Origin of the sequence: [Mycobacterium] stephanolepidis (genome assembly GCF_002356335.1) — a bacterium.
GTDB lineage: Bacteria > Actinomycetota > Actinomycetes > Mycobacteriales > Mycobacteriaceae > Mycobacterium > Mycobacterium stephanolepidis.
On record NZ_AP018165.1, the window covers coordinates 3,454,541 to 3,474,587 of the forward strand.

The window sequence follows — 20,047 nt, forward strand, 5'->3', positions numbered from 1 at the left end:
CACTCTCGGCACATTGAGCACGCTCATTGTCGCTACGCTCCGATCCGGATCTCAGGCAGCGTCCCAGGCAGCTGCGATCAGAGTGGGTATCAAGCCATGGGTGATGCGTACACCCGGCAGTACAGCGGTGTAGTCGCGGAGAAACTCCGAAACGGTTTGCGGGGTAATGACTGATCTCATTTCCAGCCAGCGTGGTTGAAGCATCATGCGCAGGGCAGAAGCCGCCAGCTCTGCGCTTCCGGATGCCTCGTAGACGATGCGGGCATTGTCGAAGGCGTAGGAGTATGCGGCACCGGTGTCGGCCTCGCTATCGGGACGTGTGACATCGACAATCAGCAGTCGTCCACCGGGCGCAACGAGTTCGCGCAGTCTCGGCAGTACCGTCGCCGCCGACCCCATATGAAAAACCGTGTTCACCGACATCACTAGATCGAATCGGCCATCAGCATCTGGGGAGAGCTCGAGAGCGCTGCGGCATTCGTACCGGATTGGCACTCGGCTCTCTTTGACGGCCGCCAAATCGAGCATGCGCTGGGCAACGTCCACACCCACCACATCGTCGTAATGTTCGGCCAGCATGACGCAGTTATTGCCGGTACCGCAGCCAACGTCGAGTGCGCGCTTACCTGCGGGCAGATGTTCGACGAGCCATGTACGAATCGGACTGGTACGTGCGTCCCTTACTGCCGTAAAACTCTCGTACATCTCGGCGAGATCATCGAAATACGGGGTCTCATCGGGAATCAAGTCCTTAGGGCTACCAGCGGTCATACCGCGAAGGTACGTCCGGCTTCGTCCGACAGCACTCAGCTGAGTCCCATCGCGATAGAAACTATGCGTATGCGTGGTGTGTATAGCTCCACACGCAGGATGAGCACCCGGGCAAGCATCGGAATACTGGCAAATGCCGCAGGAATCCCCTTACTAGACAACAGGTTCAGCAGGTGAAATGAGCTATGGAAACAGGTTATGATTGCGACGTTCTCGTCGTAGGGGCAGGTCCGAGTGGGCTGTGCATCGCCCTGCTGCTCGCGCAGCATGGAGTGCGGGTGCGGATTATCGATCAAAAGCCCGGCCCCGTACAGCAATCTCGTGCAACCATCGTGCACGCCCGGACACTCGAGCACTTCGACCGTCTCGGAGTCGCCGACCATGCCGTTACGAGCGGGATACCGATAACTCATGTAGCCATTCACGAGAACGGCAGGCATGTGGGCGAGTTGCCGTTGGCAGGCGCAGGAACAGCGGCACGAACCAGGTTTCCCTATGCACTTTCCCTTGAACAGTTCGTGACCGAGCGGCTTCTGGTCGCCGCGCTTGCCAGGCTTGGCACGCACGTCGCATGGCACTGTGCCGTAGAAGATATCGCCGAGACGGCTGACGGCGTGCGCGTGTCCGTTCAGGGCTCCAAGGGTTCCGGCACTATCTCTACTCGCTGGCTCGTCGGCGCGGACGGAGCGAGCAGCACAATCCGGCGTCTTACCGGTCAGGAATTTCGCGGCGAAACATATACGCAGAAGGGACTTCTCGCTGACGTCGACCTGGCGGTCAATCTCGGTATACGAAAGATGCGACTAAACCTCACGCGTGGCGGATTCGTGGGGGTGCTTCCGCTGGCGAGCGGGCGCTATCGACTCTTCGGTGTAGTGCCACCAGGCTTTCACCGCACGCCGGAACCGGACAACCTGTCACACGATGCCTACGCAAGACTCGACGACGCCGACCTGCGACACTGGTTTGAGTCCTATTTCTCGGTCGATGCGAAGTTACAGAAAATAGTGTGGGCGGCCATGTTTCGATTTCACAGCCGTATCAGCGAGCGTTTCCGTGTCGACCACTCATTTCTCGTTGGCGACGCCGCCCATATCCACAACCCTGCCGGAGGGCAAGGGCTCAATCTCGCGGTCGGCGACGCAGTGAACCTCGGGTGGAAGCTTGCACAGGTCGTCAACGGCGAGGCGCCGGCTTCGCTCCTGGAAACCTATGAAACCGAGCGCCGGCCGGTCGCCGCCGCCGTGCTGGCCCGCACTGACATCGGGTTCAAGCTAGAGACATCAACCAGCCCCTTGGCGTTGTGGATGCGAACGCACGTCGCAACTCGTGCCATAGGCCTTGTCTGCAGACTGCCACCCGTACGCAAGTTGTTCTTTGACATGTTCTCTCAGTTGTGGATTGCTTATCGAACTAGCGCCGCCATCGATCACTCGAACTCCAGTGGCCGTGGCCCTCACGCCGGCGACCGGGCACCGTATGCGACCCTCGCCGGTCCGCGCGGCTCGGCCCGCAATGTCATGGCACTTACGCATTCACCGAACTATCACGTTCTCTTGATCGGAGCTATCGATCCATCCCAAGCCGGCCACCTCAGGGACCTCCTGGCAGCTCGATATACCGCCGAAATCAAGACGCATCTACTTACCGGGAACGAAACCGAAGTCTGCCGCGCATATCGGGCTACCAAGAGCGCAAAGCTTGTCCTGGTGCGTCCGGACGGACATATCGCCGCCATAGTCGATCCGTTCAGCTGGGACACGATCACGCGGATACTAGGGCATCTCGACAAAGTGCTGCTTCGCGCCGATCGATATCGCGGCGAACACTAGCCGCGGCAGAGCACAAGCGACGAGGGGCCATGAAAGACCATGTCACATGGGTACTCCACCTTGTCAACGGTGAACTCGCCGAGTATGTCAAGCAACAGATCGAGGCCGATCTCAATCTCGACGCGAGCAAGTGCTGCACCGAGGCAGTAGTGAATTCCCTGCCCAAATCCGACACCGCACCCCGCACCACGATCCAGACGCAGGACATCCGGATCAGGAAAACGTGCGGGATCACGATTGGCCGCACCCAGTACCGCGACCACCCGAGTACCGCGGGCAATGTCACGCCCTGCCACGCACACGTCTCGGTACGCCCAGCGTGTCACCGACTGGACCGGGCCATCGAATCGAACCAGCTCCTCGACGGCAGAGATCGGCACACTCCCTGATGCCCGTAGCATGCTCAGCACCCTCCGATCTGCGCCGAGAGCCAGTACCGCCTTGCCGAGGATATTCGTCGTCGTTTCATGTCCTGCCGACATGAGATGTACACAACTGGAGGCGATTTCATTCGAAGAAAGGGCGCCATCGGACGCCATCAAAGACACCAAGTCGTCTTTGGGCGCTCTCCTCCGCTCCCCCGCCTGCGATACAAAGTAATCACTAAGCTCCGCCGCCGCGACGTCCGCAAGCCGGAACACCTCAGCGCCACTTGTGAACCTTCGACTACTGCTTACAGATTGAATCGCTTTCACTCTGTCTCGCAGCCACTTCCAGTCTGATGCTGGCACGCCAAGCAGTTCCGAGATCACCAAGATTGGTAATGGGGCCGAAAATGCCTGTACCAAATCGAATTCCGACTCCTGGACACAGCGTGAAAGCAACGAGGCGGCAATCTCGGCGATTCGCTGCCGCAGCCCAGCAACTACCGCAGGAGAAAAACGTCCAGCGAGCACGGACTTGAGCTCGGTGTGTCGGGGTGGGTCTAGAAACACCAGCCAGTTCTCCACCATATTCCGGAGCGCCACGCACTCATCCGGGACCAGGCCAGCAGTCCCCGGATGACCCGCGGCGGCCGCACGACGCCCAAAACTCCTGCTAGAGAGGGCTTTCGCAACATCATAGTAGCCGAGTAGGTAATGTGTCCCATCAGTGCCGCGATGGACCGCCGCCACCTCACGGTACCTGCGGTACACCGGGTATGGATTCGCTACATCGGCGGCTGCCCATCCGGTTAATGAGAATGGCGGCAGCGCGCCATAATCCACAACTTCAGTCATCTCGAGTAGGCGCCTCGCACTCGTTCGACAAGTTCCTCTGGATTCACCGGAGGCCGTTCACCACGCCAGGCGACGTGCCCATCTGGTCTGACAAGAACGAATCGCCGCGCATAAGAGCGTGTCTCATGTGGATAGTTTTCTGAAGCAGACCAGGGTGGCGGCGAGTGTGAGGAATGCGGCGTAGAGATGGTCGTGGCGTTCCCAGCGGGTGCCCAGGCGGCGGTAGGTGAAGAGCCAGGACATGGTGCGTTCGACTTTCCAGCGTTTGGTGCCGAGCCGGTCGCCGGATTCGGTTCCGCGGCGGGCGATCCGGGGTGTGATGTGTCGATTGGTGAGCCATTGCCGCAGCTGGTTCGCGTCGTATGCCTTGTCTGCGTGCAGTTTTGCCGGTCGCCGCCTGCGTGGCCCGCGCGGGGATTTGATGGCGGGCAGTGCCCGTACCAGCGGCGGGACCGCATGCCCGTCCCAGGTGTTGGCGGCGGTGACCGCGGTCTGCAACGGCAGACCGGTCGCGTCGGTGAGCACGTGAATCTTGGTACCCGCTTTGCCCCGGTCTACCGGGCTCGGCCCGGTCATGGCGCCCCTTTTTTAGCCCGCACGTACGCCGAATCCACCACGGCCCGTGACCAATCCAATGCCCCATCGGCACCGAGCCGATCGAGTACCGCTTCTTGTAGACGCCGCCATACCCCGACGGCGGTCCACTCGGCGAACCGGCGATGCGCGGTAGGGACCGTCACTGCGAAACATGGTGGCAAATGCCGCCAGGCACACCCACTGACCAGCACAAACACCACCGCGGTGAATACCGCACGCTCATCGGCATACGCCGTCCCGCCGCCCTGGGGACGCACCCGCTGCACCGGCAACAACGGCTCCACCAACGCCCACAACTCGTCCGGAACCAACCTCAACGAAAGCTCTTTCACACCAGCACATCATGCCCCAACCACCCCACAAACCACACAAGACACGCTCTAAAGTTCGGCGATATCCCGCTGTCTCTCAGCGACAACCTTCAACGGCACCCCCTTATCTGCGAACGCTCTTTCCAGCCGCCGAATTCGGGCAGACGCCGCAAAACAGAGCAGTACGAATCCATTGCCAAACAAATCCAGTGTCGAGGCTCCCGTCGCCAACCAGGCGTGCGGAGCGCGTGATCCGGGGCGAGTGCTGGGCCGCATGTCCTCTGCGCCGGAAGATACGTGCACCGCAGGGCACACCTCGGAGTCTGGAATCACCAACGGGGAGTTCTCATATCTGAAACCAAGATGGATATCGGGGGCATCAAACTCTCGCGCCAACCCGCTGTCGGCAAGCGCATCCCGAACCTGGGCACGCAACCGCTCGCCATGTGCCGAATCATCCCCGAGGCCATCCGGAACGTTGCGTTTCATCGCCCGGACAAGATTCCGATTGGCCTCCTCCACCCCCCTGAGCGCTACCGGCCGACGCTCAGCCGTATAGCTATCAAGCAGGTGGGGCCCGGCCCATCCACCCAATGTCGCAGCCAGTTTCCAACCGAGATCGGCGGCGCCACAGATTCCGGTGTTCATGCCGAAACCGCCTGATGGAGACAATGTGTGCGCAGCATCGCCGACCAAGAAGATTCTGCCGTGACGGAATCTCTCCGCTACACGATGGACCAGGCGCCACCTATTGTCTGACAACACCTCGACCGGTGTGCTGAACGCAATTGCTCTCCTTACCAAGTCTTCTGCATCATCCATCGCCTCCCGGTCACCCTGCAGCCCGACGGTTAGCCGATAGAGTTCTCGACCATCAAGCGCCCGAACAGGAAATCTCAGCGCGGAGGACATCATCAGGTAGTAGAAACCGGCCGCGGTATCCCCCAACTGCATGCGTAGCTTGGGCGCACGAAACAGTATGTTGCGGAACGTCTCTGTGCGGTGCAGCGTCGGCGCCGGAATGCCACACACATGCCTGACGTATGAGGAAGTACCGTCACACGCGACCATGTATCGCGCATGGATTGTCGATTGCGCACCCGTCACGAGGTCTGTGACCCGGCCGCGCACACCTTCGTCGTCCTGGTCAAAGCCATCGAGCCGCGTGCGTGTCACGATGGGACCCGCGGGGGCGATGCCGAGCTCGGCATAAAGCAAAGGCGCCAGCCAATGCTGCGGACAGATCGCATCCGGTTCTGGCGTGTGGTCGTAGTCCGGTCGCGTGTCCATGGTGAATCTACGAACTCGGTGCAACTCGTGGCCACCGATTTTTGTGACCCATGCGCAATCCAGTGAGTGATCGCCGGGCCAACCAGAATGGCGGATCTTCTGCGCGACGCCCCAGCGGCGGAACAGCTCCATCGACCGCGGGCCTATGCTACTCACTTTCGGATGCGTGACCGTACCGTCACCAGACTCAATGATCACGAAATCTACGCCGCGTGAACGTAATTCCATTCCCATTGCCAGTCCTGTGGGTCCACCGCCGACGATCAACACATCGACCGATCGTTCTGGAGTCACAGTCACGCCGCACCTCCCTCACGGCCTCCATCACAAACCATGGCCCCCACGCCGGTCGACCGCATGTAGGCGTCTATCTGGTTCACGGCATTCAGCCCCGACTCCACCGCCCCCTCGATCCACGCGGGGACGGACGAGCAATGTTCGCCGGCGAAGAACAGGCCGCCCTGAGGTGCTGCCGCCAGTTCCCGCTCTTCCTCCGCCGTATCTGAATCCTTGCCCCACCGGACCGAGGCCGCACCCATGCTCAGGGGATCGTCGCCCCACGCTCTCATTACCTTGCCGCACAACATGCTTGGCTGACCAAGCTCTGGATGAATCTTGCAGAGTTCCGCGCGGATCATTGCAAAGCGTTGCTCCGCCGGAATCTGCGCCAGCAAGTCTGCGTCAGGGCCAATTGTGTAGCTGGCTAGTAATGTCGCGCCGAGTCGAGGGTCGCTCTCAACAGGTGGGTAGTAGGTCTGGCGTACCAAACCGCCGGTGAATGAACCTCCGCCGCTGATCCCGTCGCGCTCCCAGAAGGCCTCACGACAATGCAGAGCTATCTTGGTCGCTGCCCAGTAATGCATATCGCGGATCACCGCCATCTTGTCTGCGGTCATGCCGGACAATCGAATTCCGCGCAGAACAGAGAAGGGCACCGTGCACAGGACGCAATCGCGTCGGATCAACTCGGTGTTCGGTCCGCGATGCGTCTCTACAAACACTCCGTCGCGTACAACATGGAGGCCGGTGACCCTGCTCCCTCGGTGGATGGGACCGCGCAACCGCGCCGACAGACGTACAGCGATCTGATCGATTCCGCCCTCCAGACGAAACAGTGACGATGATGTTTCGGTAACGACATCTGCAAAGAAGAGCCGGAGCCTGGATCCACACGCGAAGTGTGGATGGTTGGCGAAGAACCGGTTGAGATCAACACGTTCTATACCACTTCGCGTGACGATGAACGGCGCTAGATCGATGCGCCGCAGTAGCTCGAGCAGCTCGACATTGAGATCCGCGCCAAGACCATGGCGGAACCTATCGGGTGCAATGGCGTTGACACTCGCGGCCAGCCATGATGCGCACAACACCGCATTGTCTGGATAACGCTGCCTTAGAGCGCTATCTGCAAGAAACTTGGCTACCAGTGCCGGTGACGCGTCTCGCACTCGTGCGTGACCATCGGGCGTCGCAAGGTAATTGGAATCATCGGAGAACAGGGTACGAAACTGCCGTACTCGATCCGAGAGCCCGAGCTGATCGATCAACTTCATTGTTCGACAGTGTCGGGCTGGGATCCGCATCGCACCAAGTTCGGCGATTGGCCCCTTTCGGCCCGAAGAGAAACTGTGCGTGTGTAAGCGCCCGCCCACGGTCTGACGCGCCTCGAGAAGCTCAACACGGTGTCCACGCAGTTCCAGCTCGTGCGCCGCCACGAGTCCCGCGACACCAGCGCCGATAACGGTCACGCACCTTGAGCGCAGGGGCCGCTGTTTGCCATGTGTTTCATTCGGCGCCAATGTCATCCGCGAAGACTCCTCGGGGTCACGTTTCTTATCCACTTCCCATCCTCCGTTCAGAGCTGCAGCCTCCACACCACTCGTCTGCCCACACATCACGGTGGTGCTCGACCCCAAAGCCAGCGGTGTCAGGACCTTGAACCCACACGTATGTAGTGAATAGCTCTCTCAGGACGAGCAAGAGCGTCGGCTCATGCGGTTCAGTACATCTGAGCGAGATACTCGCGGTGGGTCGGCAATGAATGCCGCAGCCGAGACGCTTGTTGCGCAAGCAGGTCAAACTCACGCTGCGCACGCGTCGCATCTAGGTACCGCACGACCGTGGACGCCCGCGCCGGGATTCCACCAAGCCCGACGAACATGCAGACGTATGAGTAGGGCTCGAATCCGTGGTAATGGGGGTAGACAGATCCAGCGTCAGGTAACTTGCTGCGCCAGTGCTCAATCCGCTCCGCGAGAGTAGCAGGGAGCTCGATGGCTTTTGTGTCGCGCCAGTACCGGGTATCCACACGCGCGGCCAGATAGTAATGAAGAACGAGGAATTCACGAACACCATCCATGCATCGATTGACCACACGGTTATAGGAATCTCGCAGACTCTCCTCCCAGCTCTCATCGGGGAAGTGCTTCACCAGCTGCTCAATCCCATGCTGAATGAAGAAGATCCCGGTTGATTCGAGAGGTTCGACGAACCCGCTGGCCAGTCCGATTGCCACACAGTTCCCCACCCAGCTTCTTCGGCTCCGCCCGATGCGCATCCGAATATGATTGGCCTCCAACCCTTCCGCAGCCGGACCGACGAAGTCGCGCAGAGTTCGCTCCGCATCCTCGGGGCTGCAGTAATCCGCGGCGTAGACATAGCCGGTACCGGTTCTCTCAAACAGGGGGATGCTCCAGATCCATCCCGCGTCCTGAGCTGTCGCGGTTGTGTATGGCGGCAGGTGCCCGTGGTCTTGGTCGGTTGGGACGCGCAAGGCTACCGCCCGATCGTTGAGGAGACTCCCCTGATACGACTCAAAGGGCTCCTTCATCGCACGCCCCAGTAGCAGGCCGGAAAATCCCGTGCAATCGATGAATAGGTCACCCCCGATGCTGCCGTGCGTGCGAGTACGCACCTGACTGATCCAGCCACGCTCGTCCTGCAGAACATCCACCACGTCATCGACCACATGGCGGGCACCACGGCGCACCGCAAAGTCTCGCAGGAAGTCCGCCAGCAGTGACGCATCAAAGTGATACGCGTACGGAAACTGCGTTTCCTGTTCGGTCAGTGTCGTTCGATATGCGGGGTTCTCCCCGCCGGTGCCCGTGAACAACGATCCATCGAGGCGGCGTGGCGACTTATCGTTGTCGCACAGGGTACCTATCAAAAAACAATCACGATCGAAGCTGGCGGACCTCGGATTGTCCAGCCACCAGTCGGTGAGACCGAATCCGTCTACGACCCGCTGACGTTCGAAGGGGTGATAGAAATGATGGCCCGGCTTACGCCAGTCCTGAAAACGGATACCCAGTTTATATGTGGCGCAACATGATGGCATCCACTCGTGTTCCTCCAGTCCGAGATACTCGAAGAAATGTCGAATCGTGCTAAACGTGGCCTCTCCGACTCCGATTGCCCCGATCCGCTCCGACTCCACCACTGTCACGGTGATCCTGTCACCGAACGCGACCTTCAGATACGACGCGGTCATCCAACCCGCGGTACCGCCGCCAACGATCACTACTTCTTCCAACACAACCATTCTCCTCATCTGGCGCAGGCATACAGTGGAGAGCGGACGTGTTCGGGCCCAAACCCAACACCAATCACGTGGCTCATGGACTTTTGCAGCACTTCGAATCGATCAAAGACCTCCGGGAACCGCGGCTGATGCCTTCCGCTCAAGGCGCCATCAATACCGAACCGCTGAACCATTCGTTGCAGTCCTTGTGACAGAACTGTCGGCGCCCAACGTCTGCGCTGAACCTTCGCCAATGCGGCACAGTCAATTTCGATACCAGTCGCCTGCGCGAGCCGTATGGGCCGCCACAGGATGTTTGCCGCTGCTACCGCATCCTGGATTGCGAGATTGACGCCAAGTCCAGCCACGGGCGACATGGCATGCGCCGCGTCACCGATGAAAAGCAGCCCGGGTACATGCCAGCGTCGGAGCCGATCGATACGGCATCGCAACACGCTGACATCGTGCATCCCACGTATATCGTCAACTCGGTCAGCCATGAACGGCACCAACCGTGCCAAGTCCGCACGCAATGCTTCTATCCCTTGACGCCGTAGCACTTCGAAACCACCACGACTCGTCTCATACGACATCTGCCAGTATTTACCGCGATCGGTAGCTCCGAAGATTTTTCCCCGCCCCAGCCGCACGCAAATACCCTCTGCGGGATCAATTTCCCGTCGGGGTATCCTGAAGAACACAACGTCAAGGGCGCACCCAAGATCCTTCGGTGTAAACGCGATATCACTGCGCAGTGCCGAATGACGACCGTCGGCAGCCACTGTAAGTGCAGCCTCGATACGAAATTCTCCTGAACGGTCACGCACCCTGACGCCCGTGATACGGCCGCGATCGCGTGTCACGCCCAACGCCTGAGCGGACATGATAAGACGAAAATTGTCGTATCGCTTTGCCTCTCGCGCCAGAAGTGACAGGAAGTCCCACTGTGGCACCAACGCGATGTAAGGGAAACGAACCGCAAGCTTATTGAAATCGGCTATGTTGAACCGCTTCCCATCCTGCACCACACCGACCGTCGAGACCTTCTGGTGTGATAGCCGTTCAAATTCATCGTAAAGGCCGAGCTCCGCGATGATTTCCAAAGTAGAGGGGTGCACCGTGTCGCCGCGAAAGTCCCGAATGAAATCTGAATGTTGCTCCAGTACAACTACTTCTATATCGGCACGAGCCAGTAGCAATCCTAGCAACATGCCGGCGGGACCCGCTCCCACAATGCACACTGTTGTCCGAAAATCGGCCATCGTTCACCACCTCACCCATACGACTTGTCAGGTTCCTTGGTATCGATGTTGCGTGCCGCGCGGCACACTCCGCATCACGAACATGATCAGTGGCGATGCGCTTTTCGGGTCTGTCGATCGCCCAGCGCAGTCCTTGAGCCCACGCGATTCAGTAGTGGCCCCGGCGGGTGATCGAATCTGTACTAGGTGGGGCGTTGGGCACTAGTACGACAGTTGGTCGCGGCCTTGTCCCGGAACGCCCAGCCCTCACGTCGCGGTAAGTGTGGCCGCATAGAGCGCGAGTTCATCACCCACGTTGGCGATAGCGGTGCCCCCGACAGTTTCCATCGCTGCGTCGAATCTGTCGCGCACCTCCTCGATGGTGAGCTCCGTCGAGGTCACCCCGTGCGCCTCACTGAGGAAAACCCGCGCGAAACGTCCTCCGCCGGCGCTGAAGCTGACACCGGAGCACGGCACATCTTCGGACACCAGGAAGGCCGCGACCGGCGCCACGGCTGCCGCCGGGAAGGTTTCACGAAGCCAACTGAGCGCAGGCTCAGGCATGTTTTCCACCATCCGCGTGAACCCGACCGGGAGTAGCGCGTTCACCTTGATGCCGTATGCGGGCCCCGCGAGACCCAGATTGGTTGTCATGCCGATCATTCCGGCCTTGGCGGTCGGATAGGTGCACGCCTCCCCCTGTCCGAACATGCTGCCGGAGGAGATGTTGAGTATCCGCCCGTATCCCTGGTTCACCATCGCCTTCCACGCCGGACGCAATACGTTGAACGGGCCGCGCAACTGAACACCGAGCACGGTATCCACGTCCTCGTCGGTGAGTTCGGCGAATGCCTTGATCGGGCAGACGATTCCCGCGTTGTTGATGACGACATCGACTCGTCCCCACACGTCCAACGCGGCGGCGACAATGGCCCGCCCTCCATCCCCGGTGGCGACGGTGTTCGTGTCGGCGACGGCCTCACCACCTAGTTCGTGAATTTCGGCGACCACCGAACTGGCGGGGGTATCGGAGCTCCCGGTGCCCAACAGCTCGTCGGGTGATCCGATGTCGTTGACGAGGACCTTGGCGCCGCGACTGGCCAGCAGTAGAGCGTATTCGCGCCCGAGCCCGCCACCGGCGCCGGTGACGATTGCCACCCGTCCGTCGAATCGGATGTCATTGCCCGGCTGCTCAAACACGCACGCCTCCATCCACATTCACCTCGACGTTGAGATCAATACCCGCCTCGATAGATACGTTATCTAAAATAACGCAACCGGCGCAAGGGTGGGCGGCACGAACGGACGTCTGGACCGGGCGCCGTGATGTGAAACGTTTAGCCCGAACGAATCGCGCGCGCCACAGCGTCAAGGGCCATCAGCCGCACCACATCGACATGAGCGGGTACCTGCCCGGTCGCGGCGACAACGAACGCGTCACCGTCAAATCGCGTGTGTGGCGGCGTGATTGCACGCGATAGCCCATCGTGTGCGCCCTGGCTGACGATATGGCAGCTCACCTTGTCGAGCTGGGCGTTCGTGATGACCACACCAATTGTGGTGTGCTGACGTGAGTCGCCAAACCCGAAAACCTCAGACAGGGCGGCCACCGGGTCTAGCGATACTTCCGGCCCACCCAGGTCGATGTCGCCGTAGGCGTTGACGGCCACCAGCGCGCCGACGATCACCCCCTGTGCGGCGACCTCCGCGTACCGGATACCGCCATGCCGACGCCCGTCCGGGCCGCGCCAGTGCGAGGTGTAGGCACCCGTCCCCGCACCGACCCGCCCGACCTGGAAATGCCGCCCATCGACCGAGTCTCGTGCCGCCGCGTATCCATCGTCCGCACACGGCCGAACAGCTGCCGCTCCGACCGCCAGATCGAACAGCGCGAGCGTAGGGATCACCGGGACAAGCCCGCCCGGTGTCGGCACTCCCCTGCCCGACTCCTCGAAGAACCGCATGGCGCCGTCGGCGGCTGCGAGTCCGAAGGCGGAACCACCAGTCAGTACCACCGCATCGATCGCGACGACCGACTTGTCTGGAGCCAACGCGGCCAGCTCGCGGGAGGCTGGCGCACCGCCGCGCACCTCACAGGACGCGCATGTGCCCGGCGGCAGGGATATGACGGTACAGCCGGTCTCGGCCGCGCCGTTGGTCCAGTGCCCCACACCTACCCGAGGGATGCCGATACTTCGCGTGTTTCCCATACGGGCCAACGGTACTCAGCCCGCCCGCTAGAGCGAAAGTGCCTCGACAAGCGCCGGCAGTGCAGTGGCTGCGGTGGCCCGCCAGACGACATCCGCGCGGTCGGACAGGTCGGTCTCCTGCGGGTTGATCTCGACAACCGTCGCGCCGCGACTTAGCGCCAGCTGCGGCAGTCCCGCCGCCGGATAGACAATGCCCGAGGTCCCAATGAGCAACATCAATTCGCAGTTCTGCGCATGCGCGACAGCGTGACCGAACTCGACCTCGGGAAGCATCTCCCCGAACCACACGATGCTCGGTCGAACCTTCCCACCGCAGCCGCACTCGGGCGGTGCGACCCGCTCGGCATCCGGAGCGGCGACATTCACGTCAAATCCGGTCCGACAGGTGTCGCAATGCGATTTGAGCAGGCTGCCGTGAACATGGGTGACGTCAGCGCTGCCTGCACGTTCATGGAGGTCATCCACGTTCTGGGTGACAATCTTGACGTCACGGCGAGATCCCCACTGCGCCAACGCACGGTGGCCGTCGTTGGGCTGCACTGCCATCAGCTGGATGCGGCGATTCTGATACCACGCCCACACCAGCCCCGGGTCCTCGTTCCAGGCTTCCGGTGTCGCCAATGTCATCGGGTCGTACTTCGACCACAGGCCGGTCTGCGCATCGCGAAAGGTCGGCAGCCCGCTTTCGGCGGACATGCCGGCGCCGGTGAGCACCGCGACGGTCCGCGCCTTGGCCGCGGCGGCGACCAGCCCTTCGGGTACCTCTACCTGTTTCATCAATCAAATTCTCGCCTACACCGACCAGCGACGTCGAAAATGGGCGTTCATAAACCCTGGAACTACCTACCACCTGTGACGGCGATGTCTCGCGCACCTTCAAGAGTCGGCACGATCGCCCGATTCAGAAAACGTAGAACCAGCGGCACAAATGGCCGATACAGCGGAGCGAAGTCCGCACCCATTCGGTAGATGCTTCGGCAATTGTTCTCGTCAACCGCCTCGAAGTGGACACGCTCGACAAACGCAGTGAAAACCTTGGGACGGAAGCCGACCGCCGTGAACGACCACAGGCGATCATCTTCCCATCCGATGAATCGCTCCTTCAGCTTGCCCAGCCCCATAGAAACGGCACCTCTCTGGTGGCGCCAACGCCGTACTCCGGATCTGAGGTCGGTTCGACCCTGGTGACGAACCAACCAAGCCACCTCACGCCACCGCGCTTGTCCTTAAAGACCTCATAGACGGTACTGACGGCGTGAGGCACTCGATGACAGCGTCGACCCGATAGGGCGCCTCGTCGGCAAACGACATCGAGTGAGGCTCAACAGCTCCCTGGACCCACCCTTCTACTCTGCCCGCCCAAGGTGCAGTCCCCATTTTCTCGAACAGATCGTCATTTTGGGCACGAGTATTACCTAGTTTGTGCTCGCATGGGCATCGAACGCATTGACCCCTTCCCGATGGGCTGCGATTGTGGTCATCTTTCAGTGGCAGTCATACGCCGATTCCGCAGTACGCCCACGAGCAACCCCACGCCTCGTTCCCGGGGACTGGACCACATCGGAAGCATCCCACCCGGTCAAACAAGCGCCGGCCCGGGAGGCTCGATGAAGCAATAATTCCGCCAAGGTTGTCCGTTACGGAAATAACCGTTACAGTTTTATCCGTAATGATTGTGCGACAATGATGTTGAGGAGCGAACGATGGTTGCGACCGGCGACGCCTACCCCCGTGTACGGCGAATGAACTTCGGATTCAATGAGTCCCCTCCGGGGAGCAAGTACTTCGCAGACAACAGCATCATGTTCAGCCACACGATTGCCTTCCTCTCAGCGATCTTCCCTCCCGGCGAGGATATTTTCGTACGATCGGTGCGCCGCTACATGGACAGAATCACCGATCCGCAGCTGAAGAAACGAGTTATGGGTTTCATTGGCCAGGAAAAGGTGCACGGTAACCAACATCGCGAACTCAACGAGAAACTAACAGCCATGGGCTATCCCACGGCATGGTTCGAATACCTGCTGGAAAGCACCGAGCGTATGGAGAAGTTTCTTGACAAGCAGTACCCTGACCCGGACAGACTCGCCTGGTACCGCCACTTCTTTCTTGGCTTCACCGTGGCAGCCGAACATTTCACAGCAACCTGGGCCGAGAACATTCTCAAAAGCCCCGAGCTGCAGGCGATGGCCTACGACCCTGCGGTAAAGCAGCTCCTTAATTGGCACTCCCTAGAGGAGTTGGAACACAAGTCAGTGGCCTTTGACGTGTACAGGTTCTTACAGGTGCCAGAATCCACGCGCATTCGTTGGATGTACTTCGCCGGGAACTTTGGACTTCCGCTGGTAGTCCTGTTTTCGTGGTTGTCCATTGCGGCCGCCGACCCCGAGGGGCGTCGTCAGCCTTTCAGGGTGCTCAAAGAGACAGTCCAGATGCTACGAAACCCCATGTGGAAGGGCTTCTATGGAGACATGAGGCCCTTCTACAAACGCGACTTTCATCCCGATCAGATCGACACTACGGAGCTCTTAGAGCACTGGCAAAAGGAACTTTTTGGTGAGCATGGACAGCTCGTCGACAATCTGAGACAGCCCCCTCGATGAAATCGATCGACTTCCCTCCTCAGAATAGCCCCCATGTGAATATCGGAGCCAAGTTGTGGAGCGCCAATATCGAAAGTTCCAAAAAGTCCTCTACGGAACACTAACTCCGAGCGAATCGCCAATAATTGATTTCCGCCTAAGCGCAGGAACATTGGCAGCAGTCACGTCCATTGCGGCCGCCTATCCAGATGCGATACCCCGCCATATAGTGATCGCGTACGACACCTTCCATCAAGAAAATATCTGACGCCTGATGGATAGAGATCTCCTCGTATCGGCGCGACTATTCAGCGCCGTCCTCTACTGAGCCGAGGCGGGTCCAGGTGGGCGGCCCAGGCACGCTCGAATTTCACGGCCTGCATCAGCCGTATCTCATCTACAACATCATCAAGCGCGCTCGCAGGGAAATGCGACTGTGTCCACGGCGATACATACAAGCGCCATGATGCTCCGTGCGTCGCAGTGAGTTCGCGGACCTCTGTTGCCCAATCAGCATGTATAAGATGTTGCGAGTTGGCCACTTGCCAAACACATTCTGGCAAATGTCGGCAGAAATGCCCCACAGCCAAAGACGTCTTGTCCTCTACGCTCACAGCTTCTCCTGCGATCGGCCACGTGTCAGTGTTGCGGCTCTGCAGTCACCTTCGCTAGTCCATCCACGCCAGCGCGAACCGTCACGGTTGGCGTGCTGCGAAGAACGAAGTCGTCGTGGTTGGGATGCGCAAGACGCGTATGTAGTTCATCGAATGGCCATGGCCACAACACAGGGACACCGTTCGGGCCCAGGTACCAACTATCACATCCCGTCGACCACACGGTGCCGCCCAGCGCGGCAGTCACTTCTCGATAGAAGCTGTCCGTCGCCGCGGCGGTGGGCTCGATTTCCACGATGCCATGCCTCTTCATGTATTTGAGCCAGTCGACCACATAGTCCGCCTGAGTTTCCGCAATCGGCACCAGCGATGCGTTTCCAATCGGACTGTTGGGCCCCATCAGGATGAAGAGATTCGGAAGACCCGGAATCATCGTGGTGTTGTGCGCCCGTGGCCCCGCTCTCCAGGCTTCCTCGAGGGACAGCCCAGAGGGCCCAGCGAGTTGCATCGGACGCATGTAGGCGTGCGCCTCGAAACCAGTTGCCAACACGAGGGTATCGAGTCTGTGAAGCTGACCGTCGGACGTCAATACCCCCTCCGGGCAGACGTGTTCGATCGCCTCGGACGCCACGGCGACACTGGGGCGCTGAACAGCGCGATAGAAGTCGGCCGAATTTATCAGCCGCTTACATAACGGCTCGTAGTCAGGGGTGAGTCGTGCCCGTAGTTCCGGATCTCGCACTGTAGCAAGGCTTCTGCGTGCGAGGTATCCAAAAACGCTTCGCTCCCAGCCGCTCGCAATCGGTGCCCGCGCCGCGACATTGAACGTCGCATTCGCAGTCCGATACATCGTTCGATTCAGAATCGGCGAGTGAGCCAACAAGGAGCGGAACCATTTAGGGATCGACGGGTTGGGGACTGCGACGACCCACTGCGGGGTTCGTTGGAACAACGTCACCTTCGCGGCAGTCTCCGACAGCGCAGTGGTGATCTGCACTCCGGTCGAACCATTTCCAATGATGCCGACGCGTGCACCGGCGATTTGAGCGTCATGGTCCCAGCGCGCACTATGAAAGACACTGCCTGCAAACGATTCCAGACCCGCGATGCTAGGGATGCGTGGGTGATGGAGCACCCCAGTGGCGCACACCAGCACATCCGCAGAGTATTCACGCCCGTCTGCGTCAGTAAGCACCCACTGGCCTCCGACGAACTCCCCGCGCACTATCTCCGTTCCAAACTGAATGAATCGAGTGAGATTGCGTTTGACCGCAACACTCTCGAAGTAGTTCTGGATCTGACTGCCGGGGGCGAACACATGCGTCCAGTCAGAGGACAGTTCGTCCCGGTAACAGTAGTAGTGCGCGGGAACGTCACACGTCAGCCCCGGATAAGCATTCTCTCGCCAAGTGCCCCCGACATTCTGGGTCTTCTCGAAGATCACAAAATCGTCGCTGCCCGCCGCGCGAAGCTTCATCGCCATTGCCAGGCCGGACATACCAGCGCCAATGATCGCCACTCTGGGCAGGCCCGTGACCGGAGTGGGCCGAAACTCACGCGCCTTCCGTTTCTGGACGATTCGGGTCGCCACTCGGTCAATGACCTCAATTGCGTTGCTCGCCGGGTGTGTCACGCGAACCGGCGCTCTCACCACCGCGTCGAGAACCATCGACACGCCCCTGTCGGCGGACAACTTAGGGTACCGATTCCAAGTGTCTTGCGCGGGTGCGATCATATCTGTTTGCGTCAGCGGTAAATTCACTGTGGTCCAACGAATTCCATCTGCGAGCATCTCGGGGGCTGCAGAAAGCGCAAACTGGTCAAGCGCCCCTTTGGACGCCATGTAGGCGGCAAACCGTGGTGTGCCGGCGAATTGAGTGCCGGCCGTTGAGACATTGATGACTTGGCCACCGCCGGTCTCGCGCATACGTTCGACGAGCGGCACGGTGAGCCAAGTAACTCCGAAGAAGTTAAGTTGCATCACGCGCTCGTAGTCATGCATCCGGTTGGCGGATTCACTCACCGTTCTCCGGATTGATCGGCCGGCGTTGTTGATCAGCACGTCGACCCCGCCATGCTCGTCCAGTACCTGCGCAACCAACGCAGAGACTTGCCGCTGGTCACTGAGGTCGCATCGGTAATACGAGGCGCGCCCCTCGGTGCTGCTCGAATACTGGGCAAGTTCCTCGAGTAGCTGCTCACGCCGGGCGACCAACAACACGTGAGCGCCGGCCTCCATGAGCCGGAGCGCGGCGCCTCGTCCAATACCGGACGAAGCGCCCGTCACCAGGATGCGCTTACCCGACACCGCCAAACGTAACTCGTCCGAAAAGGTGCGCCCTGCCATCAACCGCCGCGCGCGACGGAACTGACGTGCGAGATCTGCCTCGAGAAGCGCGTTATACGCCATATCCATTGAGCTGGTTGGCGTACTTTCACTGAGATCTGCCATCGCCAAAAATCCTTTCGAGAATACGACTCATAATGCGCGGGTACGGTGGGGTCGCCACAGAGGCAACCGAGAACGGCAGTCGTGAACGCACAACTGGACGTACGTAGCTGAACGTGTCGAAGCCGTACTTGCCGTGGTAAGCGCCCATACCGCTGGACCCAATTCCGCCAAATGGCACAAAGGGACTCGCGAGTCCCAGCAGACCGTCGCCGATGCTCAATGAGCCAGATCGAGATGAGTTCAGCAGCGCTCGATACTCCCCTTGCTTCGGCCCGAACCAGTACATGGTTAGAGGTGAATCATGTTGTCCCACATAGCTGATGACTTCATCGATATGCTTATAGGGATACACGCAGAGCACGGGCGCGAAGACCTCGTCCTGCGACACCTGCATGTCAGGAGTGACACCTGTCAGGATGGTGGGGGCAATCTTCCGCTCCGCGGCCATCACCGCTCTATCCGCTGTGCCGGATTCCCATCTCTTGGCGCCGCCGCGTTCGGCGCCCTCGATGAGCGAGAGCACTCGACGGTAGTTCTTGTCGTCGATGATCGAGGTATACCCGGGCTGTTCTGCGCGCAAGGGATACTGGCGTTCGGACTCGGCGAGGAAGCCGTGGATGAACTCCTCCACATTGCCCTCCGGTACGAACACGTAGTCGGGACAGACACATGCTTGACCGCCGTTGAGCAGCCGCAGGTTGAATAGAACTTTCGAGGCGCGTGTGATGTTCCCCTGAGTTGCTATGACTGCGGGGTTCTTTCCGCCGAGTTCAAGGGTGACCGGCACAAGGTTCTTGCCCGCCGCGCTTGCGACCAATGCGCCTACACGACGGGATCCCGTGAAGAAGAGGTGGTCGAAATTCAGCTGGCTAAACGCCTCGCCAGATCCATGCGGTTCGCTGAACACTGCAAGTTCTTCGGGCGCAAAATACTGTCGAACGATCTCCGTGACAACTTCCGCGGTAGCGGGTGCTTCTGGTGACTGCCAGAGCATCACCCGATTGCCTGCGGCCAGCGCCGACGCCGCCGGACCAAGCGTAAGTTCGGACGGAAAGTTCCACGGGCCCATTACGCCTACGACACCTTTGGGCTCACTTCTCGTGGTTTGGTCAATTCCACACGCGCTGAGCAGTATTGATGGTCGTCGGACCTTCATCCAACGGCGCAGCTTTACGTGGTGGTAAGCCATATCGATGATCGGCGCCATGGCAAACAATGTGCCGAACTCGCGGGATCGGTAGCCGAAATCCTCCGTTGCCGCGTCAGCGAGACGTCCGACGTTCCGATAGAGCATCGACCCGAACCGGCTGAGGCGATCCTTGCGCACCGCCAAGCCGGGATAGCCGTCGCGCGCAAACGCGGCGCGCTGCAACGTGAGTAGATCCTCGGCGCCCAAGGCCATGT

General features: G+C 60.1%; 16 protein-coding genes. 2 read left to right on the top strand and 14 right to left on the bottom strand.

Annotated elements, in window-relative coordinates:
• Nucleotides 1-51: 51 nt before the first annotated feature.
• Nucleotides 52-771 carry a class I SAM-dependent methyltransferase gene (locus MSTE_RS17070; RefSeq protein WP_096502971.1) on the bottom strand — a complete coding sequence of 240 codons (720 nt, stop codon included), beginning with the start codon at nt 769-771 and terminating at the stop codon, nt 52-54.
• 185 nt (nt 772-956) lie between these two features.
• Here MSTE_RS17070 and MSTE_RS17075 point away from each other — a divergent pair, with 185 nt between their 5' ends.
• The gene (locus tag MSTE_RS17075; protein ID WP_096502973.1) at nt 957-2,603 is read left to right on the top strand and encodes an FAD-dependent monooxygenase; all 1,647 of its coding nucleotides are present in this window, start codon (nt 957-959) and stop codon (nt 2,601-2,603) included.
• Here MSTE_RS17075 and MSTE_RS17080 read toward each other — a convergent pair.
• The 11 genes from MSTE_RS17080 to MSTE_RS17125 form a co-directional block, all read right to left on the bottom strand.
• Nucleotides 2,600-3,823 carry a cytochrome P450 gene (locus tag MSTE_RS17080; protein ID WP_096502975.1) on the bottom strand — a complete coding sequence of 408 codons (1,224 nt, stop codon included), beginning with the start codon at nt 3,821-3,823 and terminating at the stop codon, nt 2,600-2,602. The two genes, MSTE_RS17075 and MSTE_RS17080, sit on opposite strands and share 4 nt — an antisense overlap.
• Entirely contained in the window at nt 3,820-4,011 is a 192-nt protein-coding gene (locus tag MSTE_RS25890; protein ID WP_408645924.1) for an aromatic-ring hydroxylase C-terminal domain-containing protein, read from the bottom strand. Before MSTE_RS25890 ends, MSTE_RS17080 begins: the two co-directional genes overlap by 4 nt.
• A protein-coding gene (locus tag MSTE_RS17085; RefSeq protein WP_231896907.1) for an IS5 family transposase occupies nt 3,947-4,752 on the bottom strand; the annotation gives its coding sequence in 2 pieces (ribosomal slippage) (nt 3,947-4,405 and nt 4,408-4,752; 804 coding nt in all). The genes MSTE_RS25890 and MSTE_RS17085 overlap by 65 nt, the downstream gene beginning before the upstream one ends.
• 48 nt (nt 4,753-4,800) lie before the next feature.
• Nucleotides 4,801-6,321, bottom strand: coding sequence for an FAD-dependent monooxygenase (locus tag MSTE_RS17090; RefSeq protein ID WP_157997704.1), 1,521 nt, complete (start codon nt 6,319-6,321; stop codon nt 4,801-4,803).
• On the bottom strand, nt 6,318-7,826 hold the full coding sequence (locus MSTE_RS17095) for a flavin monoamine oxidase family protein (protein WP_096506028.1): 1,509 nt from the start codon (nt 7,824-7,826) through the stop codon (nt 6,318-6,320). Before MSTE_RS17095 ends, MSTE_RS17090 begins: the two co-directional genes overlap by 4 nt.
• A 194-nt stretch (nt 7,827-8,020) precedes the next feature.
• Nucleotides 8,021-9,559 (bottom strand): tryptophan halogenase family protein, encoded by a 1,539-nt coding sequence (locus MSTE_RS17100; RefSeq protein WP_197704786.1) that lies wholly within the window; start codon nt 9,557-9,559, stop codon nt 8,021-8,023.
• A gap of 11 nt (nt 9,560-9,570) precedes the next feature.
• On the bottom strand, nt 9,571-10,806 hold the full coding sequence (locus MSTE_RS17105; RefSeq protein WP_096502981.1) for an FAD-dependent oxidoreductase: 1,236 nt from the start codon (nt 10,804-10,806) through the stop codon (nt 9,571-9,573).
• Nucleotides 10,807-11,052: 246 nt separating this feature from the next.
• Nucleotides 11,053-11,943, bottom strand: coding sequence for an SDR family NAD(P)-dependent oxidoreductase (locus MSTE_RS17110; protein WP_231897115.1), 891 nt, complete (start codon nt 11,941-11,943; stop codon nt 11,053-11,055).
• A gap of 179 nt (nt 11,944-12,122) precedes the next feature.
• Nucleotides 12,123-12,995 (bottom strand): P1 family peptidase, encoded by an 873-nt coding sequence (locus tag MSTE_RS17115; protein ID WP_096502983.1) that lies wholly within the window; start codon nt 12,993-12,995, stop codon nt 12,123-12,125.
• 27 nt (nt 12,996-13,022) lie between these two features.
• Entirely contained in the window at nt 13,023-13,772 is a 750-nt protein-coding gene (locus tag MSTE_RS17120) for an SIR2 family NAD-dependent protein deacylase (RefSeq protein WP_096502985.1), read from the bottom strand.
• Nucleotides 13,773-13,834: 62 nt separating this feature from the next.
• Complete coding sequence (locus tag MSTE_RS17125; RefSeq protein ID WP_096502987.1) at nt 13,835-14,116, bottom strand: hypothetical protein; 282 nt, start codon at nt 14,114-14,116, stop codon at nt 13,835-13,837.
• Between the two features lie 582 nt (nt 14,117-14,698).
• Between MSTE_RS17125 and MSTE_RS17130 the strand changes: the two genes are divergently transcribed.
• Nucleotides 14,699-15,598: a metal-dependent hydrolase gene (locus MSTE_RS17130; protein ID WP_096502989.1), complete on the top strand. Its 900-nt coding sequence runs from the start codon at nt 14,699-14,701 to the stop codon at nt 15,596-15,598.
• Nucleotides 15,599-16,216: 618 nt separating this feature from the next.
• Here MSTE_RS17130 and MSTE_RS17135 read toward each other — a convergent pair.
• Together MSTE_RS17135 and MSTE_RS17140 are read right to left on the bottom strand one after the other, a co-directional pair.
• Nucleotides 16,217-18,643: an SDR family NAD(P)-dependent oxidoreductase gene (locus tag MSTE_RS17135; RefSeq protein WP_096502991.1), complete on the bottom strand. Its 2,427-nt coding sequence runs from the start codon at nt 18,641-18,643 to the stop codon at nt 16,217-16,219.
• Nucleotides 18,627-20,045: an aldehyde dehydrogenase family protein gene (locus MSTE_RS17140; RefSeq protein WP_231897116.1), complete on the bottom strand. Its 1,419-nt coding sequence runs from the start codon at nt 20,043-20,045 to the stop codon at nt 18,627-18,629. The genes MSTE_RS17135 and MSTE_RS17140 overlap by 17 nt, the downstream gene beginning before the upstream one ends.
• Nucleotides 20,046-20,047 lie beyond the last annotated feature (2 nt).